General features: G+C 70.2%; 1 protein-coding gene. It reads right to left on the minus strand.

The genetic code is table 11. The features are described 5' to 3' along the window. Positions 1 to 71: 71 nt before the first annotated feature. Positions 72 to 26,759: a non-ribosomal peptide synthase/polyketide synthase gene (locus tag ACFXMV_RS08285; RefSeq protein ID WP_378502870.1), complete on the minus strand. Its 26,688-nt coding sequence runs from the start codon at positions 26,757 to 26,759 to the stop codon at positions 72 to 74. Positions 26,760 to 26,799 lie beyond the last annotated feature (40 nt).

Below are 26,799 nucleotides of genomic sequence, written 5' to 3' on the forward strand. Positions count from 1 at the left end.
CTCCTAGATTGGCAGTCGCCAGGCCGGTGGCCACAAGCAATTTTTCGAAATCGCCGCCAGCACGGCCCCTCTTAGGATACGCTTTCGGGTTGGCCCTGCGACTCGAGATGTGCCGCCAGCACCGGGCCGATCACCGCGAGCGCATCGGGCTCGATCATCTGGTTGTGCTCGCAGTCCACCTCGACCTCCCGGATCTCGCCGGTGATCGCCTGCTGCCATTCCTGGGCGGAGCGCCCGCCCTCCGCTCGGGCGGAGAAGAAGAGCAGGTCACCGTCGAAGACCGCCGGTGCGAACCGGTGCATGTTCTCCGCGGAATCGGCAAAGCCGTCTGCGATCCGCTCGAGGTGCGCCGCGGTCAGACCGGTGCCGGTGCCAAGCGATTCGTTCAGCAGATCGGCGGCACGCTCATAGGTCAGCGCGGCGTCGCCCGCACCCTCGTCGCCGAGGCCGAGGCCGGCGAGCAGCTCCGAGGCGCTCAGCCTCGACACGACAGGCTCCCCGGTCACCGCGTAGGTGTCCATGAGGGCCAGGGTCGCCACCTCGTTGCCTGCGCCGCGCAGCTCGACCGCCATCGCGTGCGCGATCGCCCCGCCCAGCGACCACCCCAACAGGTGGTATGGCCCCTGTGGCTGAATCGACCGCAGCTCCTCGACGTAGCGGTGCGCGAGCTGTTCGACGGAGCCGAAGTGCACCCCCTCGCTGATCGTCGGCAGCTGCAGTCCGTAGACGGGCCGGTCTACCGGGAGATGCGCCGCCAGGCCTGCGTACCCCCAGGAGAGGCCGATCCCGGGATGCACGCAGAACAACGGCGCCTTGCTGCCGGTCGCGCGTAGCCCGATCACCACCGAGAGCGCCTCCTCGATTCCCGTCGCGCCGACCCCGGTCACCGCGCCGTCCAGCTCGGCGATGCGCCTGGCAAGGCCCGCGGGAGTCGGGTCGAGGAACATCAGCTGTAGCGGAATCGGCCGCCCGAGCCGCTCGTGGAGATCCGCCATCACCCGGGTGGCGACCAGCGAGTTCCCGCCGAGGTCGAAGAAGCTGTCGTCGACACCGACCCGCTCGATGCCGAGCACCGCCTCGAAGGCTCCGGCGACGGCCTCCTCGAGCGGGCTGCCCGGGGCGCGGTATTCCTCCGTGTGCGACCCGAATTCCGGTGCGGGCAAGGCATTTCGGTCGAGCTTTCCGACCGGGGTCAGCGGGACCTCGCTCAGCACGCGGATGGACGAGGGCACCATGTACGCGGGCAGGAACGCCGCGGCATGCGCCTTGACCTCCCCCGGCTCGAGGGTGATGCCGTGATGCGGCAGCACATAGGACACCAGCACGGTGTCGCCGGTGGGCCCGGCATGCCCGATCGTGGTCGCGAAGCTGACCCCCAGGTGCCCCATCAGGGCGGCGTCGATCTCGCCCAGCTCGATCCGGAACCCGCGCACCTTTACCTGGAAGTCACTGCGGCCGAGGTAGTCGAGAGTGTGGTCGGGCAGCCAACGCACGAGATCCCCCGTCCGGTACATCCGAGACCCGTTCGGTTGGAAGGGGTTTGCCACGAACCGCTGTGCGGTCAACCCGCCCTTGCCGTGGTAGCCGCGCGCGAGGGCTGGACCGAACACATACAGCTCGCCCGGCACACCCATCGGCACCGGCTGCATCCTCGAATCGAGAACCGCCACACCGAAACCGATCGCGGGCCCGCCGATGTCCACCGCCTTCCCGGACAGCATCGGCCCACCGACGCTGGCCTGCACCGTCGTCTCGGTCGGACCGTAACCGTTGTACATCCGCCTTCCAGGGGCCCAGCGCGCCACCAACTCCGGTGGGCACGCCTCCCCCGCGACGACCAGGACCTGCACCCCGTCGAGTCCGCGGGGGTCGATCGACCCGAGCGCCGTCGGCGTGACCAGTGCGTGCGTGACGCCCTCCTCGCGAAGGAGGTCGGCCAGCTCGGGCCCGCCGAATACGGTGGGCGGGACGATCACCAGGCGGGCCGCAGCCCCGAACGCCATCAGCAGCTCGTACACCGACGCATCGAAACTGGGCGACGCCAGGTGCGATACCCGCGACTCGTGTGTCACCTCGAAGAGCTCGCGTTCCTGCCGCGCGAGGTTCGCCAGCCCGCCGTGGGTGACAACGACGCCCTTGGGAACGCCGGTCGAGCCCGAGGTGTAGATCAGGTAGGCGGGGTGCTCGCGGTGGAGGGGTGCGGTCCGGTCCAGATCGGTGATCGGGGCGGACGAGTACCCGTGCACCCAGGCCTTCACCTCGGCCGCGTCGAGCGCGAGCCACGGCACCAGGTCCGGCAGGTCCGCCCTCCTGCCGGTCACGGTGAGCCCCAACCGAGCCCCGGAATCGGTGAGCATGTGGCCGATCCGCATCGCGGGATGGTTCGGGTCCACCGGAACGAACGCGCCGCCCGCCTTGGTCACCGCCCAGACCGACAGGACCGATTCGATGGACCGCGTCAGGCCGAGTGCGACCACCGATTCGGGTCCGACACCACGATCGATGAGGGCCCGCGCCAACCGGTTCGAGCGCTCGTCCAGTTCTCGGTAGGTCATCGAGGACCCCTGGTACGTCAGCGCCACCGAATCGGGCCTCGCCGCGACGGCGTCGGCCAGCAGCTCCGGCCAGGTCCGCGACCGCTCGCCAGGCCGCCCCAGCGCGGGGGCCAGCGCCTCACGTTCGCTGCGATCGAGGATCTCGATGTCGCCGACCGGCCCGGTCGGGTCGGCGGTGACGGCCTCGAGGATGCGCAGGAACCGCTCCGCGAATCCGCGCACCGTGCCGGGGTCGAACAGGTCGGTGGCGAAGTCGAAGCCTGCCGTCATCCCCGCGGGCGTGCCATCGGTTCCGAACTCCTCGGACAGCAGCAGTTCCAGGTCCTCCTTCGCCACGTTCACCTCGAGCTCGACGCCCGCCGCGGTCAGACCCGGCAGTTCCAGGCGGGGACGGAGGTTGTTCTGGAACTCCAGTGACACCTGGAAGATCGGCGAGTAGGAGGTGGAGCGGATCGGGTTGAGCGCCTCGACGACCCGCTCGAACGGGACGTCGGCATTACCGAACGCGGCGAGGTCGATCTCGCGGGCACGGGCGAGCAGTTCGGTGAACGACGCGGCCGGATCGACGCGACTGCGGAGCACCATCGTGTTGACGAACATCCCGACGAGGTCGTCGAGTTCCGCCTCCCCCCGGCCCGCGACCGGCGTGCCGATCGCGACGTCCTCGGTGCCGCCGAGCCTGCTGAGCAGCAGGGCCAGCACGGTGTGCACGACCATGAACACGCTCGCGTTGTTCTCCCGCGCCAGCGCCACCACCCGTCGGTGCAGCTCCGGGTCGACGGTGAAGTCGACTCGGTCACCGTGGAACGACTGTTGCGCGGGTCGGGGCCGATCCGCGGGCAGCGCCAACACGTCGGGCAGGCCTGCCAGTGCCTCGGTCCAGTAGTCGAGCTGACGCGACACGAGACTGCCCGGATCGTCCGCGGAGCCGAGCAACTCGTGCTGCCACAGCGCGTAGTCGGCGTACTGGACCTCCAGCGGCGCCCAGTCCGGCGCGCGACCGTCGATTCGGCAGGTGTACGCGGTCATCACATCCCGCGCGAGCGGCGCCATCGAGAAGCCGTCGGCGCAGATGTGGTGGACGACGATCGCGAGCACGTGCTCGTCCGGGGCAAGCCGGTACAGGGCGATCCGGTGCGGCACCGCCGTGGTCACGTCGAAGCCGGTCGCCATGAATCGGCCGAGGCGACCCGGCAGATCGGTTTCGGCGCCGAGGTCGATGGGGGTGAGGTCGGGAACGACCCGCGCCACCGGATGGACCACCTGGCGTGGACCCTCTGTCGACTCCGGGAAGGTGGTACGCAACGACTCGTGCCTGGCCAGGACGTCGGACAGGGCGGTCTGCAGCGCCTGCCGGTCGAGGGATCCGGTGAGCCGGACCGCGAGCGGGATGTTGTACGCGGGTGACGACGGGTCGAACTGGTTGATGAACCACATCCGCTGCTGGGCAAGGGAGAGCGGGATCATCGCGGGGCGCGGGCGGGCGGTGAGCGCGGGCCGGGTGCTGCCGACCGCGGTGTGTTCCTCGACGCGGTAGGCCAGTGCGCGCACGGTGGGTGCCTCGAACAGCGCGCGCACGCCGATCTCGGTGTGCAGCGCGGTGTTCAGCCGGGCCATCACACGGGTCGCGGTCAGGGAGTTGCCGCCCAGATCGAAGAAGTTGTCGTCGAGGCCGGTGCGATCGCATCCGATGACCGCGGTGAAGACGTCAGCGATGGTCTCCTCGATCGGCGTCGTCGGCGCCCGGAAATCGGTGGCTGCGAATACGAAGTCGGGTTCCGGCAACGCCTTTCGGTCGAGCTTGCCGACCGGGTTCAACGGGATCTCGTCGAGCAACGTGATCGCCGATGGCACCATGTGCGCGGGCAACCGGCTGGCGAGGTGCTCGGTGAGCTCGCGGGTCTGAACCCCCGAGCCGCCGACCGGCAGTACGTACGAGACCAGCACGGTGTCGCCCGAGCGGCCGGTGTGTCCGATGGTCGCGGCGAAGCCGACCTCGGGATGATCGGTGAGCACCGTGTCGATCTCGCCGAGCTCGACGCGGAACCCGCGGACCTTGACCTGGAAGTCGCTGCGCCCCACGTACTCGATCAGGAGGTCGCCGCTCTCGGCGTCCCGCACCCACCGGACGATGTCCCCGGTCCGGTACATCCGGCCGCCCGGCTCGAACGGGTTCGCCACGAAACGCCCGGCGGTCAGCGCCGCCCGACGGTGGTAGCCGCGCGCCAGCCCGGCCCCGGCGAGGTACAGCTCGCCCGCGACGCCGACGGGCACCGGTTGCAGCCTCGAGTCCAGCACCGTCTCCGCGACGCCGCGGAGCGGCCCGCCGATGGAGATCGGCTCGCCAGGGGTCAGCGCCGGGCTGATGTTGGACATGACAGTGGTCTCGGTCGGGCCGTAAGCGTTGAACAGGCGGCGTCCCGGCGCCCACCGTGCCACCAGGTCCGGCGGGCAGGCCTCGCCGCCGAACACCACGAACTGGAAGTCATCGAGACCCTCGGGGTCCATGGTGGAGAACGCAGCGGTGGTGATGAACCCGTGCGTGACCCGCTCCTCCGCCAGCAGGCGCGTCAGCTCGGTGCCGCCGTAGACGGTCGGGGGCACGACCACCATCGTCGCGCCCGCGCCGCAGGCAAGCAGGTACTCGTAGATGGACCCGTCGAAACTGGGCGACGAGAAGTGCAGCGTCCGAGATTCGGGGGTCGCGTGGAACCGCTCGGTCTGCATCGCCGCGAAGTTGTCCAGCCCGAGGTGGGTGACGACGACCCCCTTCGGCACACCGGTCGAGCCCGACGTGTAGACCACGTACGCGGCGGTGTCCAGGGTGATCGGCGAGGTCCGGTCGGCGTCGGCCAGGTCGGCGCAGGACTGTGCCGCACAGTCGAACTCGAACGCGGGGTCGTCCAGCACGATCCACTGCGCGGCGGCAGGAAGTCGATCCCGCTCGGCCGCCGTCGTCAGACCGAGCGTGGCGCCGGAGTCGGTGAGCATGTGCTCGATCCGCTCGGCCGGATAGTTCGGGTCGACCGGCACGAACGCGGCCCCGGTCTTGGCCACCGCCCAGACCGCGAGCACCGATTCGACGGATCGCGGAATGCCGAGCGCGACGAAGGTCTCCGGTCCGGCGCCGTGCGCGATCAGCCGTCGGGCGATCCGGTTCGAGCGTTCGTCGAGGTCGCGGTAGCTGACCTGGGAGCCTCGGAAGCTGACCGCGATCGCCTCGGGATCTGCCGCCGCCGCGTCCGAGAAGATCTGCGGCAGTGTGCGGTTCGAGCCGCCGGGCCGTCCGCGCACCGGAGACAGCTCGCGCCGCTCCTGCTCGTCGAGCACCTGCACCCGCGCCAGCGGGCTGTCGAGGTCTGAAAGGTCGAGCACGCGGGCCACCCGACCGGCGATGGACTCGACACCGGCGCGGTCGAACAGGTCTGGGAGGTATTCGAGCTTGAGGTGAATGCGGGAATCCACGGACGCGACCAGGCACAGCGGGTAGTGCGCGGAATCGCTCCCGGACACGTCGACCACCCGCATCCCCGCGATGTCCGTCTCCTCGGACAGGCCGGACCGGTCCACCGGGTAGGACTCGAACACCGCGAGGGTGTCGAAACCGATTCCGGCGCCGACCGCGCGCTGGATCTCGGGCAGGCCCATGTAGTGGTGATCGAGTACGGCCGCCTGTTCGGTCTGAACCCGGTCGAGCAACTCGCCGAGCGTCTCTCCTGCCACCAGCCGAACCCGGACCGGGATCGTGTTGATGAACAATCCGATCATCGACTCGATGCCGGAGATCTGCGGCGGGCGCCCGGAGACGGTGGCGCCGAACACCACGTCGGTGCGGCCGGTCAGCGCACCGAGCACGATCGCCCAGGCGGCCTGCACGACGGTGTTGAGGGTCAACCCGCGCTCGCGGGCAACGGCCTTGAGCCGGTCGGTCTGCTGCTCGGTCAGCGACAGCCCCACCTCGTTCGACACCGTGGACATCTCCCGTCCGGGATCGGCGGGGACGAGCAGGGTTGGCTCGGTGACCCCGGCGAGGGCCGAGGTCCACGCCGCGGTGGACTCGGCGGCGTCGCGCTCCGACAGCCATTCCAGGTAGTCACGGTACGAGCGGGTACGCGGCAGGACGGCCGGGTCGCCGTCCGTCGCGTAGAGGACGAGCAGTTCCCGCAGCAGCAGCGGGGTGGACCAGCCGTCGAGCAGGATGTGATGGTTGGTCATCACCAGTCGGTACTCCCCCGGCGCCGTCGTGATCAGGGTGAACCGCATCAGCGGCGCCTGCGCCATGTCGAATCGGGTGACGCGATCCGCGGCGAGGCGCGCGGTCAGCTCGGCCTCCCGCACCACCGGATCCAGGTCGAAGAGGTCGATCTCGGTCCACGGCAACGTCACCCGGTCCTGGACGACCTGCACCGACCGGCCCTGCTCGTCGTAGACGAAGGCGGCACGGAGGTTCGCGTGCCGGTCCAGCAGCGCCTGCCCGGCCCGGCGCATCCGCTCCGGATCGACGGCCCCACGCAGGTCAAGGGCGAGCTGCACCAGATAGGAGTCGACGGACTCGTCCGACAGCAAGGCGTGGAACAGCATTCCGGACTGCAGCGGCGACATCGACCAGACGTCGGTCAGCGCGGGGTACCGCTGCTCGAGCCGGTCGATCGCGGACTGATCGAGGTCCACCAGGTTCAGGTCCGACGGGGTCAGCCCGCCAACCCGCGGGCCTGCGGCATGCGTCGCGAGCGCCTGCAGCGCGCCGGTCCACAGCGCCGCCATCTCCTCGACATCGGCTTCGGTGAGCACGCCGCTGGCGTACGACCAGGTCGCCCGCAACTGTGGGCCGGTCTCGGTGGCCCTGGTCATGGCGTTGATGTCCAGCACCGCCGCGACCGGCATCCCCGGGTTGTTCGGGTCGCCCAGCCCTGCGTAGTCGACCGGCAGCCACGCCGCGTCGCCGGTGTCGTCGGCCGCGGCGGTCTCGAACCGACCCAGGTAGTTGAAACTCACCTGCGGGACAGGCAGTTCGCGGAGCACGGCCGCCGAATCCGCATCGAGGTACCGCAGCATGCCGAAGCCGATGCCGTGGTCCGGGATCGCCAGCATTTGCTCCTTGACCGCCTTCACCGCCGCACCCGCCGCGGGCCCGCCCGCGAACGCGTCGTCGAGATCGAGGCCCGCGAGATCAAGGCGGACAGGGAAGATCGTGGTGAACCAGCCGAGGGTGCGCGCGAGGTCCGCACCCGGAACCACCTGCTCCTCGCGGCCGTGGCCCTCGAGGTTGACCAGCGCGCCGTCGGCGGGCACTCCCCTGCCGCGCCGCCACCGGGTCAGGGCCATCGCCAGCGCGGTCAGCAGTGCGTCGTTGACGCTGCCGTGGAAGGCCTGTGGCAGCGAGGTCAGGACCGACTCGGTCACCTCGGTCGGCACCGTGACCTGAACCTTCCGCACCGTCGAGTTCAGATCCACCGCTCGGTCGCGCGGTCGGCTGCCGAGCACCGGGTCGTCGGCAGCCAGCATCGCCTGCCACAGGTCCAGTTCGGCGCGGCGATCCTCGCGGTGCGCGGCCTCGGTCAGCCCGTGCGACCACCGGCGCATGGATGTCCCGACGGGCGTGAGCTCGGGCTCACCGCCCGCCGCGATCTGTGCCCACGCGGTGGCCAGGTCCGGGACCAGGATCCGCCAGGACACCCCATCGATCGCCACGTGGTGGGCGAGCACCAGCAGCCTGCCCTGCCCCTCTGGCGGGTCGAACCACACCGCCTGCAGCATGATTCCGGCCCCGGGGTCGAGCCGGTCCGCGGCCGCGTCCAGCTCGGCCGCCGCGATCTCGGTGAACTCGTCCCCCGACACCGACGGCACTGCGACCCGCCGGACCAGGCGATCCGCGCGCTCCGACCCGACGGGCTGCACCTCCAGACACCAGCCGCCCCGGTCGGCGCGAAGCCGCGCGCGCAGCGCGTCGTGCTGGTCGACGACGGCCTGCACGGTGCGCTGCAACGCGACCTCGTCGACCCCGGACGGCAGGGCCAGCATCGCCGCCTGGGCGTAGCGGTGGAACTCGCCGCCGCGCTCGAGCATCCAGGCCACGATGGGTGTGAGCGGAACCGATCCGACGCCGCCATCGGGGAGTTCCTCCAGTACCTCCGCCGCCTCAGCGACGCGGGCGACCTCGGCGAGCGCGGCAACCGTCTTGCGCTCGAAGACATCTCGAGGCGTGATGATGACCCCGGCGGATTTTGCCCTCGCCACCAGCTGGATCGACATGATGCTGTCGCCGCCGAGGGCGAAGAACGAATCCTCGACGCCGACGGACTCGAGGCCGAGCGCATCCGCGAACAATCCGGCGAGTACCTGTTCCGCCTCGCTGACCGGAGCCCGGCTTGCCGTCACACGCGCCCCGAAGTCCGGCGCGGGCAGCGCCTTCCGGTCGAGCTTGCCGTTCGCCGTCAGCGGCAACTCGCCGAGGACCACCAACGCGGCTGGCACCATGTGCGCGGCCAGGACCTCCCCCGCGAAGTCCGAAACCGTGTCGACGTCGAGTCCGGTACCGGACTCCGGCACGAGGTACCCGACCAGTCGGACACCGCCGTGCTCGTCGTCGCGCGCGACCACCACGGTCTGTGCGACGCCGGGGCAACGCAGCAGCGCCGATTCGATCTCGCCGAGTTCGATCCGGAACCCGCGGACCTTCACCTGGAAATCGCTGCGGCCCAGGTACTCCAGCTCTCCGTCGGCGTTCCACCTGGCCACGTCGCCGGACCGGTACATCCGCGCGCCGGCCGAACCCCAAGGGTCGGCCACGAAACGACCGGCGGTGAGCCCGGCCCGACCGAGATAGCCGCGTGCCGCCTGCGCGCCGGAGACGTACATCTCGCCGGCCACGCCGGGCGGAACCGGGTGCAGGCGCTCGTCGAGGACGTACACGCGCAGGCCCGGCAGGCCGCGGCCGATGACCGAGGCGGACGCGGCGGCCGCGAACTCCCGGTCGAGCGGGATGTGGCTGACGTGGACGGTCGTCTCGGTGATCCCGTACATGTTGACCAGGGCGGGCGCCGTGTCACCATGGCGGCCGTACCAGCGCGAGAGCTGACCCAGGTCGAGGGCCTCGCCGCCGAAGATCACGTACCGCAGGTGCAGCCCCGCCGGGTCGCCCCGCTCGGACGCCACCCGGTCGGCCTCGGCGAGCTGGTAGAAGGCGGTCGGCGTCTGGTTCAGCACGGTGACCCGTTCGCGCCGCAACAGTTCGAGGAACATCTCGGGCGCCCGCGCCGTGAAGTAGTCGACCACGACCAGGGTGCCGCCGTGGAGCAACGGCCCCCACAGCTCCCACACCGAGAAGTCGAATGCGTAGGAGTGGAACATCGTCCACACGTCGGTGTGGTCGAAGCCGAACTTGCCCACGGTGTTCGCCATCAGCGTCACCACGTTCCGATGGGAGACGAGGACGCCCTTGGGCCTGCCCGTCGACCCCGACGTGTAGATCACGTACGCCAAGGCCGACGGTTCCAGCGCGCCGATCCGATCGGCGTCGGTGATCGGCGAGGAGGGCAGGGCGTCCAGTCGGTCTACGACCTCCGCCGCGTCGAGCATGACGGTCGGGATGGCCGACGCGGGTACCGACTCCGCCTCGGTGACGGTGGTCAGCACACACACCGGGTGCGAGTCCTCGAGCATGAACGCGAGCCGTTCCGCGGGGTACGTCACGTCCACCGGCAGGTAGCCACCGCCAGCCTTGATCACCGCGAGGAGCGCGACGACCAGATCGGCGGACCGCGGCATCGCCACGGCCACCAGGTCTTCCGGCCCCACGCCAAGCGAGATCAGGTGGCGGGCCAGGCGGTTGGCGCGCCCGTCCAGCTCCGCATAGGTCAGCGAGGTGTTCTCGAAGGTGACCGCGACGGCGGCGGGATGATCCGCGGCGACGTCGGCGAACAGGTCGGCCAGCGTCGCCGCCGGGACCGGGGCGCCCTCTTCACCGACGAGCACCCGGACCAGTTCGGCGGGATCGACGATGTCGATGTCCCCGATCACCCAGTCCGGGTCCGCCGCGACCGCCTCCAGGACACGCAGGTAGCGGGACGAGAAGCTCGCCGCCGTGTCCCGGTCGAAAAGTTCTGTGGCGAAAGTGAACCCGGCGCGCATGCCGGCGGGCTCACCGTGGTCGTCGTGATGCTCGCCGAGCGTGAGCTGCAGGTCGAACTTCGACACACCCAGGTCGTGGTCGATCGCGTCGACGGTCAGTCCCGGCAGTTCGAGGTGCGCCGACAGATTGTTCTGGTACTCGATCAGCACCTGGAACAACGGCGAGTGGGCGGTCGAGCGTTCCGGCGCCAACACGTCGACCAGCCGCTCGAACGGCAGGTCGGCGTTGCCGAACGCGGCCAGGTCGGTCTCGCGCACCTGTGCGAGCAGGTCGGTGAACGTCGTCGCGGAATCGACCTCGCTGCGCAGGACGAGGGTGTTGACGAACATCCCGACCATCTCGTCGAGCTCCGCCTCGCCGCGCCCGGCCACCGGGGTGCCGACCGCGATGTCGGTGCTGCCGGACAGCCGGGCGAGCAGCACCGCGAGCGCGGCGTGCGCCACCATGAACATCGTCGAGTTGTTCTGCCGGGCAACCGTCGCCAGCTCCCGGTGGAGTCGCGGGCCGATGTCGAAGTCGACAGCGTCCCCGCGGAACGAGCGCGCGAGCGGGCGCGGCCGGTCCGTCGGCAGCTGCAGCAGGTCCGGCAGCCCGGCCAGGTTCGCCGTCCAGTACGCCAGCTGCCGCGAGATCACCGAATCCGGATCGTCCTCCGAGCCGAGCAATTCGTGCTGCCAGAGCGTGAAGTCGGCGTACTGCACCGCCAGCGGGGCCCACTCGGGGCTGCGCCCCGCGACGCGGGAGCTGTACGCGGTCATGACGTCGCGCGCCAGCGGCGCCATCGAGAAGCCGTCCGCGGCGATGTGGTGCACGACGACCGCGAGGACGTGCTCGGTCTCGGTGAGTTCGAAGAGGCCTGCGCGCAGCGGAACCGCACGGGTGACGTCGAATCCGGCCGATACGAAGGACGCTATCCGGTCGGCGAGGTCCGCCTCGGCGACCGTCACCGGAACCAGATCGGGTCCGGCCTCGGCCGCGTCCACGATCCGTTGGACCGGCTGACCGTCGATCGTCGGGAACTCGGTGCGCAGCGACTCGTGCCTGGTCAGCACGTCGCGGATCGCCGCTCGCATGGCGCCGACATCCAGCCGTCCGGTGAGCCGGATCGCGAGCGGGATGTTGTAGGCGGACGAGTCGGTGTCGAACTGGTTGATGAACCACATCCGCTGCTGCGCCAGCGAGAGCGGGATTCGGTCGGGGCGCGGGATGGGCCGCAGGCCGGGGCCCTTCGGCCGGTCCGCGGTGTGATGCTCGATCACGGCGGCCAGCCGGTGCACGGTCGGTGCCTCGAACAGCACGCGCACCCCGATCTCGGAGCCGAGCGTGGCGTTGACCCGGGCGATGACGCGGGTGGCGATCAGGGAGTTGCCGCCGAGGTCGAAGAAGTCGTCGTCGACACCGATCCGGTCGGCACCGAGGACTGCGGAGAAGATCTCCGCGATGGCCTCCTCCGCGGGGGTCCCCGGCGCGCGGAACTCCGCGGAAGACAGCACGTAGTCCGGTGCGGGTAGCGCCTTCCGATCGAGTTTGCCGACCGGGGTCAGGGGGATCTCCTCGATGATGACGACCGAGGACGGGACCATGTGCGCGGGCAGGCGGGTGGCGGCGTGCGCGGTTAGCCGGGGCGCGAGGTCGGCCGCATCCGATACCGGCATCACGTAGGCGACCAGCCGGGTGTCCCCGGAGGGCCCGGTGTGCCCGACCGTGGTGGCGAAGCCGACGTCCGGATGGTCGGTGAGGACGGCGTCGATCTCACCGAGTTCGATCCGGAACCCGCGGACCTTCACCTGCGAGTCGCCGCGCCCCAGATACTCGAGCCGCCCGTCGTCTGTCCACCTGGCGAGGTCGCCGGTCCGGTACATCCGCGAGCCGGGTTCGCCGTACGGATTCGCGACGAACCGCTCCGCGGTCAGCGGACCACGGCGATGGTAGCCCCGGGCCAGACCGACACCGCTGACGTACAACTCGCCTGGCACGCCCGCTGGCACGGGCTGCAACCGCGAGTCGAGGACGACCTCGGCCACGCCGCGGATCGGACCGCCGATGGTGACGGGCTCACCCACGCTCATCGGGTCGCTGATGTTCGGCGCGACGGTGGCCTCGGTGGGTCCGTACGCGTTGAACAGCCGCCGCGGAGGAGCCGCCCAGGCGCCAACCAGCTCGCGCGGAACGGCCTCCCCGCCGACGACGACGGAGGCGAACGCGTCCAGTCCGTCGGGGTCGATCGAGGCGAGGGTGGACGGGGTGAGGAAGCCGTGCGTGACGCGGTGGGTGCGCAGCAGGTCCGCGAGTTCCGTGCCGCCGTAGACGGTGGGCGGCGCGATCACCATCGTCGCGCCCGCCCCGAAGGCCAGCAGGTACTCGAGAACCGAGGCGTCGAAGCTGGGCGAGGAGAAGTGCAGCACCCGCGACGTCGAATCGGTCGTGTACCGGGCCCGCTGCTCGGCCGAGAAGTTGTCCAGCCCCAGATGCGTGACCACGACACCCTTCGGCACGCCCGTCGATCCGGAGGTGTAGATCAGGTAGGCCGGGTGTTCGAAGCGCATCGCCGTGCGCCGGTCGGCGTCGGTGACCGGCGCCGCGGACATCCGCGCGCAGTCCCGATCGAACTCGGGATCGTCGATCGCCATCCAGTCGACCAGGTCCGGCAGCGAGTCGCGCTCGGCCGCGACGGTCAGGCCTTCGGAGACGCCCGCGTCGGTGAGCATGTGCACGATGCGTTCGTCAGGGTAGCTCGGGTCCACCGGCACGAACGCCGCACCGCTCTTGGCGACAGCCCACACCGCGAGCACCGATTCGAGCGACCGGGACATGGCCACCGCCACAAAGCTTTCCGCACCTGCTCCACGTTCGATCAGGACTCGAGCCAACCGGTTCGAGCGTTCGTCGAGTTCGCGGTAGGTCAGCGAGTCGCCCGCACAGATCGCGGCAACCGCGTCGGGTCGGCGCGCGGCCGCATCGGAGAGCAGCTGCGGCAACAGCCGGATCGAGAATCCCTGCGGCCCACGCACGGGCGCGAGCCGCGCGCGCTCCGCCGGGCTGAGCAGGTCAAGGCCTGCCAGCGCCGTGTCGGGATCGGCGGCCACGGCCGCCAACACGCGGACCACCCGGTCGGCGATCGATTCCACCCGATCCCGCTCCAGCAGCTCGGGCAGGTACGTGAGCCTCAGCCGCAATTCGGCGTCGGCGGAGGCGATGACCGTCAGCGGGTAGTGCGTCGCGTCGCCGCCCTCGAGCACGCCCGCGATCCGCATCCCGGCGATGTCGGTGACCTGGGACAGCCCGGCGCGGTCGACGGGATACGACTCGAACACCGTGAGGGTGTCGAAGCCAAGCCCCGATCCGACCGCCTGGGCGATCTCCGGCAGGCCGAGGTGGTGGTGATCGAGCAGGGCGGCCTGTTCGGACTGGGTTCGCGTCAACAGCTGACCGAGAGTCTCGTTGGGGTCCAGCGTGATTCGAACCGGCAGGGTGTTGATGAACAGTCCGATCATCGACTCGACGCCCGAGATCTGTGGTGGCCTGCCGGAGACGGTTGCCCCGAACACCACGTCGCCGCGACGGGTCAGCAGCCCCAGCACGATCCCCCAGGCCGTCTGCACCATCGTGTTCAGCGTGAACCCGCCCGTTCGGGCCACCTCGCGCAGGGCGTCGGTCTGCTCCTCGCTCAGCGAGACGAGCACCTCGCCAGGGATGGTGCTCACCTCACGTCCCGGATCTGCTGGGACGAGCAGCGTCGGCTCGTCGACGTCGGCGAAGGCGCGCACCCAGGCATCCGTCGAATCCGCGGTGTCCCGCCGCGCCAGCCATTCCAGGTAGTTCTGATACGGCGCTACCCGCGGTAGCACGCCGGTGTCGCCATCGGTGGCGTAGCAGACGAGCAACTCCTTGAGCAGCAGCGGCGTGGACCAGCCGTCGAGCAGGATGTGATGGTTGGTCATCATCAGTCCGTACCGGTTCGGCGCCGTCTTGATCAGCATGAACCGCATCAGCGGGGGCGCAGCCATGTCGAAGCGGGTGGCACGGTCCGCCGCGAGGATCGCCCTGAGCTCCGCCTCCGCCGCGGCCGGATCCCGCTCGGACAGATCGAATTCCACCCACGGCACCGGGACGTGCGCGGCGATCACCTGGACCGGCGCGGCGTCGCCGTCCTGGTGGAAGGCGGCACGCAGGTTCGGGTGCCGGTCGAGCAGTGCCTGCGCTGCTCGTCGCATCCGCTCCGGGTCAACGACGCCGTCCAGTTCCAGGCCGAGCTGAACGAGGTAGGTGTCCACGGACCGGTCCGACAGCAGCGCATGGAACAGCAGGCCCTGCTGCAGCGGGGCCATCGACCACACATCCGACAGGCTCGGGTACCGGCTCTCGAGCCGGTCGATCGCGGCCTGATCCATCGACACCAGGCCGAGGTCCGAGGGCGTCAGGCCACCCGCCCCCGGCGCCGAGGCGTGGTCGGCGAGCGCGGTCAGGGCCGCCACCCACAGCTCGGCGAGCTCCGCGACCGCGTCCTCGGCGAGCACGCCGGTGGGAAATGCCCAGGTGGCCTTCAGTTGTGGGCCGTCAGCGGTCGTCGCGGTGACCGCGTTCACGTCCACGGCCGCTGCTACCGGCAGCCGCGGATCCGCGACGCCTGCCAGGTCCCCCGCGTCATCGACCGGCATCCAGCCGGTGTCACCGTGATCGGAGCCGGCCGTGGCGAACCGGCCGAGGTAGTTGAAGCTGATCTGGGGTGCCGCAAGTTCGCCGAGTTCCGCGGCGGCGGCCGGATCGAGGTGGCGCAGCATGCCGTACCCGATCCCGTGATCCGGGATCGCCAGCAGCTGCTCCTTCACGGACTTGACCGCCGCCCCTGCCGCCGGGCCGCCTGCAAAGGCATCGTCGAGGTCGATGCCGGACAGGTCGAGGCGCACCGGGAACACGGCGGTGAACCAGCCGACTGTGCGGGTCAGGTCCGCTCCCGGCACCACCTGCGCCTCGCGGCCGTGGCCCTCGAGGTTGACGAGTGCGCCGCTCGCGCGCACGCCCCGGTTCTCTCGCCACCGGGTCAGCGCCAGCGCGAGCGCCGTGAGAAGTCCGTCGTTCACACTGCCGTGAAAAGCCGAGGGCAGCGTCGTGAGCACCGACTCGGTCACCGAGGGCGGCAACTCGACCTGGACCTTGGCCACCGTGGCGTTCACGTCGACGGCGGGATCGAGTGGCCGCGCCCCGAGCAGCGGGTCCGGCTCCGCCAGCATCCGGCGCCACAGGGCGAGCTCGCCCGACCGGTCGTGCGCGGCGTCGACCAGCGCGTGCGCCCAGCGTCGCATCGAGGTGCCGACGGCCGCGAGCTCCGGCCGCTCACCCGCCTCCAGCTGCGCCCATGCGGTCGCGAGGTCGGGGATCAGCACCCGCCAGGACACCCCGTCGACCGCGAGGTGGTGCACGACCATCAGCAGGCGTCCGACCCCGGCGGCGGTCTCGAACCACACCGCCTGCAGCATGACTCCCCCGGCCGGGTCGAGTCGTCCCTGGGCCTGCGCCAGCGCGTCGCCGACCGTGGCGGTGAAGTCCGGTCCGCTGACGGCATCGACCAGGATCCGGCGCAGCACCGTCTCGGCCGTCGCCGCTGCGGCGGGCAGCACCTCCAGCGCCCCGCCGTGCAATCGGGACCGGAGCATGTCGTGGCGCTCCAGGACGGCCTGCAGGGCACCCTCGAGTCCCGGCAGGTCGATGCCAGGGGGCAGGGTCAGCAACACGGCCTGGGAGTAGCGATCGAAGTTGCCCTCGCGGCCGAGCAGCCATGCCACGATCGGCGTCAACGGAACCTCGCCCACTCCGCCGCCCGGCAATTCCTCGAGCGCGGGCACGCTCGCCGTCTCTCCGACGACGGCCACCTCGGCGAGCGCCGCGACGGTCTTGTGTTCGAAGACATCCCGCGGCGACAGGACCACACCCGCCGCCTTCGCTCGGGAGACCAACTGGATCGACATGATGCTGTCCCCGCCGAGCGCGAAGAACGAATCGCCGACGCCGACCGACTCCACCCCGAGGACCTCGGCGAACAGCCCGGCCAGCACGTGCTCCGCTTCGGTGACCGGCGCCCGACTCGCGGTCGTGCGCGCACCGAAATCCGGTGCGGGCAACGCCTTCCTGTCGACCTTTCCCGCCGGCGTCAGGGGCAGCCCACCGAGCACCACCAGCGCGGCAGGCACCATGTGCGGGGCCAACACCTCCCCGACCGACGCCAGGATCTCCGTCGCGCCGAGCTCCGCCCCCTCCTCGGGCACCACGTAGCCGACCAGCCGTCCCACCCCGCGACCGTCATCCCGGACGGCGGCCACCGCGCCCGCGACGCCTGCGCAGCCCCGCAACGCCGATTCGACCTCGCCGAGTTCGATTCGGAATCCGCGGACCTTGACCTGGAAGTCGCTGCGCCCGAGATAGGCGAGTTGCCCATCGGAATTCCACCGCACCAGGTCCCCGGTGCGGTACATCCGGGATCCGGGGCCGCCGAACGGGTTCGCCAGGAACCGGTCCGCGGTCGCCGTCGGCCTGCGGTGGTACCCGCGGGCCAGCCCGGGCCCGGTGACATAGAGCTCACCCGCGACGCCTGCGGGCACCGGGTGCAGGCGCTCGTCGAGGACAGCGACCCCGCAGCCGACCGGGGGTCGGCCGATCGCGACCGCGGCACCCGGGAGCATCGGATCGCTGACGCTCGCGACGACGGTGGCCTCGGTCGGCCCGTACGCGTTGAACATTCTTGCCTCAGCTGCCCACTGCGCCACCAGTTCCGGCGGGCAGGTGTCACCACCGGTCACCACGCATTCGACGGACTCGAGACCGGCGGGGTCGACGGAGGCCAGCGCGGCCGGGGTGATGAACGCGTGCGTGACGCGATCGCGGGCGAGCAGATCTGCCAGTTCCGCGCCGCCGTAGACGGTGGGCGGGGCGATCACCATCGTGGCGCCCGCACCGAACGCCAGCAGCAGCTCGAGCACGGACGCGTCGAAGCTCGGCGACGAGAAGTGCAGGGTCCGCGACGTCGGGCTGACGGCGAACCGGGTGCGCTCGTCGGCGGCGAGGTTCGCGATGCCGCGGTGGGTGAGCACGACGCCCTTCGGGACGCCGGTCGAGCCGGAGGTGTAGATCAGGTAGGCAGGGTGCCCGAGCAGCAGGGGCGCACGCCGGTCGGCGTCGGTGACCGCGGCTCCGGGGTATCCGTCGACCTCGGCCCCGAATCCCGGATCGTCGAGGACAATCCACGCCGCCGTGTCCGACAGGTGGCCGCGCCACCGCGAGACCGTGAGGCCGAGCTCGGCCCCGGAATCGGTGAGCATGTGTTCGATCCGCTCGGCCGGGTAGCTCGGATCGACCGGTACATACGCGCCGCCCGCCTTGGCCACCGCCCACACCGCCAGCACCGATTCGATCGACCGCGCCATCCCCAGCGCCACGATCGATTCCGGACCGATTCCGCGTCCGATGAGCAACCGGGCCAACTGGTTCGAGCGTCGGTCGAGCTCGCCATAGGTCAGCGCCGCGTCCCCGTACCTCACCGCGACGGCGTCGGGATCGATCTCTGCGGCGGCCGCGAGCAGCTGCGGCAGGGTGCGCGGCGGCACCTCAGCGGGGCCGGTGACCGGCGTCAGCGCCAGGCGTTCGTCGGCGCCGAGCAGGTCGATGTCCCCGATGGCGATCGACGGATCGGCGGTCGCGGCCTCGAGTACCCGGACGAACCGCGCCGCCAGGTGTTCGACCGTCGCGGCGTCGAAGACGTCGGTGGCGAAGGTGAACGCGGCCGCAACCCCGTCCGGGGCGCCGTCCCCGCCGTAGCGCTCATCGAGGGTCAGCTGGAGGTCGAAATTCGCTGTGACGGAGCCGAGTTCGACAGGTTCGACGGTGAGCGAAGGCAGCTCCAGCCGGGCCCGTTCGGTGTTCTTGAACTCGAGCATCACCTGGAACAGCGGGGAATGCGCGGTCGAGCGGTGCGGGGCCAGCACGTCCACCAGCCGCTCGAACGGGACATCGGCGCGGCCGAACGCACCGAGGTCACTCTCGCGCACCGCGTCGAGCAGCTCACCGAACGAGGCCGAGCGCGGGACGCGGGTTCGCAGGACGAGGGTGTTGACGAACATGCCGACGAGGTCGTCGAGGGCGGCCTCGCCCCTGCCCGCGATCGGCGTCCCGACCGCGACGTCATCGGTGTCCGCGAGCCTGCTCAGCAGCACCGCCAGGACGGCGTGCATCGCCATGAACACGCTCGAGCTGGTTTCGCGTGCCAGCGCGACGAGCCTGCGGTGGGAGTCCGGGTCGATGGAGAACTCCACCCGGTCACCGCGCAGCGAGCGCTCGATCGGCCGCGGCCGATCGACCGGCAGTGCCAGCACCTCCGGAAGGTCGGACAGTGTCGCGGTCCAGTATCGCAACTGCTGCGCGATCACTGATTCTGGGTCGTCCTCGGACCCGAGCATCTCGCGCTGCCAGAGCGCGTAGTCGGCGTACTGCACCGCGAGCGGCGCCCATTGCGGGGACTCCCCGACCATCCGGGAGCTGTACGCTGCCATGACATCCCGGGCCAGCGGGACCATCGAGAAGCCGTCCGCCGAAATATGGTGCACGACGACGACGAGCACGTGCTCGGTCTCGCCCAGCCGCAGCAGCGCCGCCCGCAGCGGGACCTGTGCGGTCACATCGAAGCCTGCCGAGACGAACCGGGCGAGCTGCTCGGGCAGCGCATTCCCCGACACGGCGACCGGCGTCAGATCCCCGATCACGTCGGTTGCGTCGACGACCACCTGCGTCGGCTCCCCGCCGACCAGCGGGAACCTCGTGCGCAGCGCCTCGTGCCTGTCGACGACGTCGAGCAGGGCCGCACGCATCGCGTGTACGTCGATGCTGCCGGACAGCCGGACCGGCAACGCCACGTTGTAGGCAGCTGATGACGTGTCGAACTGGTTCATGAACCACATTCGTCGCTGCGCCAGCGAAACCGGCACCAGCGCAGGCCGATCGGCCGCGAGGAGCGCGGGACGCGGCAACGCGCGTGCGCTCTGCGTCTCGGCACGGACCGCCAGCGCCGCCACCGTCGGAGAGTCGAAGAGATCCCGCACCCCGATCCGGGTGTCGACTCCGGCGTTGACCCTGGCCACCAGCCTCGTCGCCACCAGCGAGTTCCCGCCGAGGTCGAAGAAGTTGTCGTACACCCCGATCCGGCTCAGGCCCAACAGGTCCGCGAAGATCGATGCGATGATCTCCTCGATCGGGTTCCGCGCGGCCACGAACTCGGACGAGCGTACGGAGAAGTCCGGTTCCGGCAATCCGGACCGGTCCAGCTTGCCGGTCGACCCGAGTGGGAAGTCCTCGAGCACCATCAGCTGCGCGGGGACCATGTAGCCGGGCAACCGCACGGCCGCCTGCTTGATCACCCCGTCGGGGTCGATCTCGAGGCCCCGCTCGGCGACCACATACCCGATCAGTGATTCGCCGGTGAGCGCGTCGGTGTGCAGCGTCACCGCGGCCTGCGCCACCGCCGGGTGGTCGAGCAATGCCAGCTCGATCTCGGACAGCTCGATTCGCAGGCCCCGCAGCTTGACCTGGAAGTCGGTGCGACCGATGTACTCGATGTTGCCGGTTTCGTTCCACCGCACCAGGTCCCCGGTGCGGTACATCCGTTCGCCTGCCGCGAACGGGTTGGCCACGAAGCGGTCCGCGGTGAGGTCGCCGCGACCGAAGTAGCCCCGCGCCAGTTGGACGCCCGCCAGGTACAGCTCGCCCGCCACGCCGACCGGGACCGGGTTCAACCGGCCGTCGAGCACGTACACCTCGGTGTTCCACACCGGGGCACCGATCGGCACGCTCACCTCGTCGGCCGCGCTGCACGCCCAGGACGTCACGTCCACCGAGGCTTCGGTCGGTCCGTAAAGGTTGTGCAGTTCGGCGTCATTGATCTGCCGGAACGACTCGGCGGTCGACGGCGCCAGGGCCTCACCGCTGCAGAACACCCGCCGCAGCGACCGGCATCGGTCCGGCTGCGCACCGGCGGTGAAGTTCGCCAGCATCGACGGCACGAAGTGAACCGTGGTGACCGCTTCCTCGTCGATCAGCCGGGACAGGTAGGCCGGGTCGCGATGCCCGTCGGGGGCGGCGACCACCAGTCGGGCGCCGGTCTGCAGCGGCCAGAAGAACTCCCACACCGAGACGTCGAAGGTGGCCGGGGTCTTCTGCAGCACCGCATCCGCGGGCGTGAGCGGATACCGGTGCTGCATCCACGACAACCTGTTGGCGATGCCTGCGTGGGTGACCGCGACGCCCTTCGGCCTCCCCGTCGAGCCGGAGGTGTAGATCACGTACGCGACGCCATCGGGCCGCACCCGACCCAGTCGGTCGGCGTCGGTGATCGGGGACGGATCCTGCCCGGCGAGGTCGAGGCGGTCGATCTCCACCGCCTCCAACGGGTCCGGGAGCAGCGCGCGATCCGCGTGGGTGGTGAGCACGCACACCGGCCGGGCGCTGCCGAGCACGTACGCGGTGCGGTCCGCGGGGTGATCCGGATCGATCGGCAGGTAGGCGGCGCCCGCCTTGACGATCGCGTACATGCCGACGACCAGGTCCATACTGCGCCGCATGGCCAGGCCGACGGTCGACTCCGGGGCGACCCCCAGCGAGATCAGGTGACGGGCCAGGCGATTCGCCTCGGCGTCGAGTTCGGCGTAGCTGCGCCGGTCCGGACCGTACACGAGGGCAACGGCGTCCGGCGTGCGCGCGACCTGCTCGTCGAACAGGTCGCCGAGCGTGAGGGCAGGCAACTCCCGTCCGGTGGCGTTCCACTCGGTCAGCACGTGTTCGCGCTCGCTCCGGTCGAGCAGGTCGATGTCGCCGATCGTCACCGCGACGTCGTCGGTGACCGCTTCGAGCACCCGGACGAAGCGCTGCGCGAACCGGCGGATGCTCGGCGCGTCGAACAGGTCCGTCGCGTAGGAGAACGCCGCCGCGATCCGGCCCGGCGTTCCCTGGTCGTCGTAGGTCTCGGTCAGCGTGAGCTGCAGGTCGAACTTGGCGGTCCCGTTGTCCAGCGCATCCACGTCGACGATCAGGTCGGGTAGCTCGAGTCGCGTGTGGCCGGTGTTCTGGAGCACCAGCATCACCTGGAACAGCGGGGAGTAGGCGGTGGATCTCGTCGGGTTGAGCACCTCCACGACCTGTTCGAACGGGACGTCGGTGTGGCTGAACGCCAACAGGTCAACCCCGCGGGTCTGCTTGAGCAGTTCCGAGAACGTCACGCCGACGTCGACGGGCGTGCGCAGCACCAGCGTGTTGACGAACATGCCGACCAGGTCGTCGAGCGCTGCCTCACCACGGCCCGCGATCGGCGTGCCGACGGAGATGTCCGCCGAGCCGCTCAGCCGCGCCAGCAGCACCGCCAACGCCGAGTGCAGCACCATGAACAGGCTCGAATCCATCTGCCCCGCCCGCGAGATGAGCTTGTTGTGCAGCTCGGGTGAGATGGTGAACTCCTCGATCGCACCCCGGAACGACTGCTCCGGGGGCCGGGGCCGATCGGCGGGCAGCTCGAGCACGTCGGGGGCACCCGAGAGCGAAGTCGTCCAGTAGTCGAGCTGGCCGGAGATCAGGCTGTCGGGATCGCGAACCTCCCCCAGCAGTTCGCGTTGCCACAGGGAATAGTCCGCGTACTGAACCTCGAGCGGCGTCCAGTCCGGGGCGGTGCCGGACCGGCGGGAGTTGTAGGCGGTCATCACATCCCGCGCGAGCGGCGCCATCGAGAATCCGTCGGCCGCGATGTGGTGGACCACCAGGACGAACACGTGCTCGGTCGGACCGACCCGGAGCAGCTCGGTCCGCACCGGCACCTCCGTGGTCACATCGAAGCCGGCGGAGGCCAACCCGGTGATCCGTTCCCGCAGGCCGGTCTCGGAGACGGGTACCGGCGTGAGATCCGGCACCACCTCGGACGCGGGCCGGATCTGCTGCAGCGGACCGTCCGGAGAGTCGGGGAAGATGGTGCGCAGCGACTCGTGCCGTTCGAGCACGTCGGCCATCGCCCGTGCGAGCGCATCGGGGTCCAGTTCGCCCGCGATGCGCACGGCGATCGGGATGTTGTAGGCAGGCGAGGACGGGTCGAACTGATTGATGAACCACATCCGTTGCTGCGCAAGGGAGACCGGAACGCGCGACGGCCGCTCCCCCGCCACCAGCACGGGCCTGCCCGACTCCCGGCGGCCGGTCCGGTCGATACGCTCGGCGAGCATCTCGACCGTCGGCGCCTCGAACAGGTCGAGCACCCCGATCTCACTGCCGAGGACCGCGTTGATGCGCGCGACCACCCGGGTCGCGATCAGCGAGTTCCCGCCGAGGTCGAAGAAGCTGTCCCTGGTACTGATTCGCTCCACGCTGAGCACCGTGGCGAACACCCCGGCGACCGCATCCTCGCTCGGGGTGGCCGGCGCGCGGAACTCGGTGGTCGAGGTGACGAACTCCGGTGCGGGCAGCGCCTTTCGATCGAACTTTCCCGCGGGTGTCAGCGGGATCTCGTCGAGCAGCACGATGGTCGAGGGCACCATGTGTCCGGGCAACCGGGCGGCCAGGTGCGCGGTCAACTCGTTTGCGGCGATCGCGGCGTCGTTGGTCGGGTGCACGTACGACACCAGCACGGTGTCACCGAAGGGTCCGGGGTGACCGACGGTGGCGGCGAAGCTGACGTCGGGATGCATGGTGAGGGTCGCGTCGATCTCGCCGAGCTCGATCCGGAAGCCACGTATCTTCACCTGGAAGTCGCTGCGTCCGAGGTACTCCAGGGTGTAGCCGAGCCCGTCCTCGGTCTTCGTCCAGCGGGCCAGGTCCCCTGTGCGGTACATCCGGGTGCCAGGCTCCCCGAACGGACTGGCCAGGAAGCGGTCCGCGGTGGGCACCGGTCGGCGGTGATAGCCGCGGGCCAGGCCCGCGCCGGTGACATAGAGCTCGCCTGGCACCCCCGCGGGTACCGGGTGCAGCCGTCCGTCGAGGACGACCTCACCACACCCGAGCGGTGGCCTGCCGATGGTGATCTGTTCGCCCGGGGTCATCCGGGGGCTGATCGACGAGACGATCGTGGTCTCGGTCGGTCCGTACGCGTTGAACATCCGATGCCCGGGCGCCCACTGCTGCACCAATTCCGGCGGGCAGGTGTCGCCGCCGGTGATCAGGCACTCGATATCGTCGAGGCCGGCGGGGTCGACGGAGGCCAGCGCGGCCGGGGTGACAAAGGCATGGGTGACGCGACGACGGCCGAGCAGTTCGGCCAGTTCCGCGCCGCCGTAGACGGTCGGCGGTGCGACCACCATCGTGGCGCCCGCACCGAACGCCATCAGCAGCTCGAGCACCGACGCGTCGAAACTCGGCGACGAGAAGTGCAGGGTCCGCGACGCAGGCGTGACGGCGAAATGGTCTCGTTCTTCGGCTGCGAGGCTGGCGATGCCGCTGTGGGTCAGGCTCACCCCCTTGGGCACGCCGGTCGAGCCGGAGGTGTAGATCAGGTAGGCCGGATGCGCCAGCTGCAGCGGGGCGCGCCGATCCGCGTCGGTGACCGGCGAAGGGGAGTAACCGTCGAGTTCCGCCTGCAACACCGGATCTCCGAGGACCAGCCACGGCACCGCGTCCGGAAGCCGGGGCCTGCGATCCGCGACGGTCAGGCCGAGCGCGGCTCCGGAATCGGTGAGCATGTGCTCGATTCGCTCGGCCGGATAGTTCGGGTCGACCGGCACGAACGCTGCACCCGACTTGGCCACTCCCCACACCGACAGCACGGACTCGATGGACCGGGCCATCCCCAGCGCCACTATGGATTCCGGACCGACTCCCCGGTCGATCAGCATCCGCGCCAGGCGATTCGATCGTTGGTCCAGTTCGCGGTACGTCAGGCTCACGTCCTGGTACACCAGCGCCACCGATTCGGGATCGATCCCCGCAGCGTCGGTCAACAGCTCCGGCAGCGTGCGCGGTGGCACCTCCGCGCCCCCGCGCACCGGTGCCAGGGCCGCACGTTCGGCCTCGTCGAGCAGTTCGATGTCCCCCACCGCGACCGCCGGATCCCGGGTTGCGGCATCGAGGATCCGGACGAAGCGGGTCGCGAAGCCCGCGACGGTGTCCGGATCGAACAGGTCGGTGGCAAAGGTGAACGCCGCCGACATGCCCGCCAGGGCGCCGTCCGCGTCGTGCCGCTCGGCGATGGTCAGTCGCAGATCCACCTCGGCGGCAATACCGTCCGCGTCGACCGATTCCACTGTGAGCCCGGGCAGTTCGAGGTGCGGACGCGACGCGTTCCGCACCTCCAGCAGCACCTGGACCAGCGGTGCGTATGCGGTCGATCGGACCGGGCAGACCGTCTCGACCAGTCGCTCGAACGACTGCTCGGCATGACTGAACGCGCCGAGCTCGCCGAGGCACACCTCGTGCAGGAGCGTGCCGAACGATGCCCCGCCGTCGACCCGGGTACGCAGGACCACCGTGTTCTCGAAGGACTCGGCGGCGCCGTTCTCCGCCGCCACGTGCACCGCGACCGGGGTCCCGATCGCGACATCGTCGGTGTCGCCGAGCCTGCTCAGCAACACCCCCAGTGCCGCGTGCGCCGCGGCGAACACGCTCGAGCTCCGATCCCGGGTCAGCGAGATCAACCGGTCGGCGATGTCGGTGCCGATGTCGAATTCCACGCGATCTCGTCGCGCCGACAACACGATCGGCCGCGGTCGGTCGGCGGGCAGCGACAGCACGTCGGGCATCCCGGACAGCACCCGCGACCAGTGCGCCAGCAACGACGCCGCCTTGTGCTTTCGCCCACCCATCCGGAAGCTTCGCGCGTGGATCTCCATCAGCCTGGTGTCGGGGTCGGCGGCGACGAACCCCTCGAACAGTTCGACAAAGGCATGGTGGTGTGATCGCAGGTCGTCGTCCTCGTACAGGTTCGGGTTGCCCCGGAAGTCGATGACGGTGTTCGGCGGGCTGCCGCTCTGATAGACGTTGACCAGCAGATCTTCGACCGGCCCCGAGGTCACGATGTGGTTCTCGCCGACGACGGATCCGAGCGTGATCTGTTGGTGGAACAGCATCACGTTGACCATCGGGGCGTGCAGCGCTCGAGCGCCGCTGCGCCCGGCGTCCCTGCGGATGTCCTCGAGGCTGCACCGCTGATGCCGCAGCGCGCCCATCAACTCGAGGTTGACCCGCTGCACCAACTCGGCGACGGTGTCGGTCGGCCGCACGCTCAGCCGCAGCGGCGCGACATTGACCAGCATGCCGCCGGAACGGTGCAGGACCGAGGTGGTCCTCGCCGAAACGGGAATGTTGACCAGCACCTCCTCGGAGCCGGTCATCTGGGACAGGTAGCAGGCGAATCCCGCGATCACCACGGCGGCCGACGTCGCTCCGCGCCGGAAATCGGCGTCCTCGAGTCGCCGGACGGCCTCGCCCGACAGCGGGGTGCTCTCGAGTCCGCTTCGAGCGGCGGCGGGCGCGGCGCCCGACGCCAGGCTCACGCCCTCGTCGACGCCGCCGACACGGTCCGCCCAGTACGCGCGATCCGACTCGAACCTGCTCGACGCGCGATACTTCACGTCGAGCTCGTACAGATCCGTCAGCGGAGACGATTTGGGCGGTTCGGGGTCCCGTCCCATGGCCGCGGCGGTGTACAGCGCGGCGATCCGGTTCATCAGCGTCGCCCCGCCGTAACCGTCGAGTGCGACGTGATGAATCCTGCTGTACCAGAGGTAGTCCCGATCGCCGACCTGAAGGATCGTGATGTCGAACAGGCGGTCGGTGGCGAGGTTCACCGGGGTCGCGTAGTCCCGATGCATCCAGGCGTCGGCCGAGGCGGCGGGGTCGGACTCTCCCCGGAAGTCGATGAAACCGAGCGGTAGGCCGATGGATTCGTCGACGAGCTGGAATGGCTCGCCGTCGACCTCGATCACCCGGAGGTACGGCGACTGGAACTCGTGCGCAGCCGTCTTCGCCGCCTCATGGAGCAACTCGAAGTCGATGTCCCCGTGCAGCTCGATGTACTGCGCGATGGTGATCGGGACCGTGGGGGTGAGCTGCTGAGCGAACCACATCGCGCGCTGCGCAGCCGAGAGAGGAATGGCTCCGGCGGGA

Origin of the sequence: Rhodococcus sp. NPDC059179 (assembly GCF_042754885.1) — a bacterium.
Lineage (GTDB): Bacteria > Actinomycetota > Actinomycetes > Mycobacteriales > Mycobacteriaceae > Rhodococcus_G.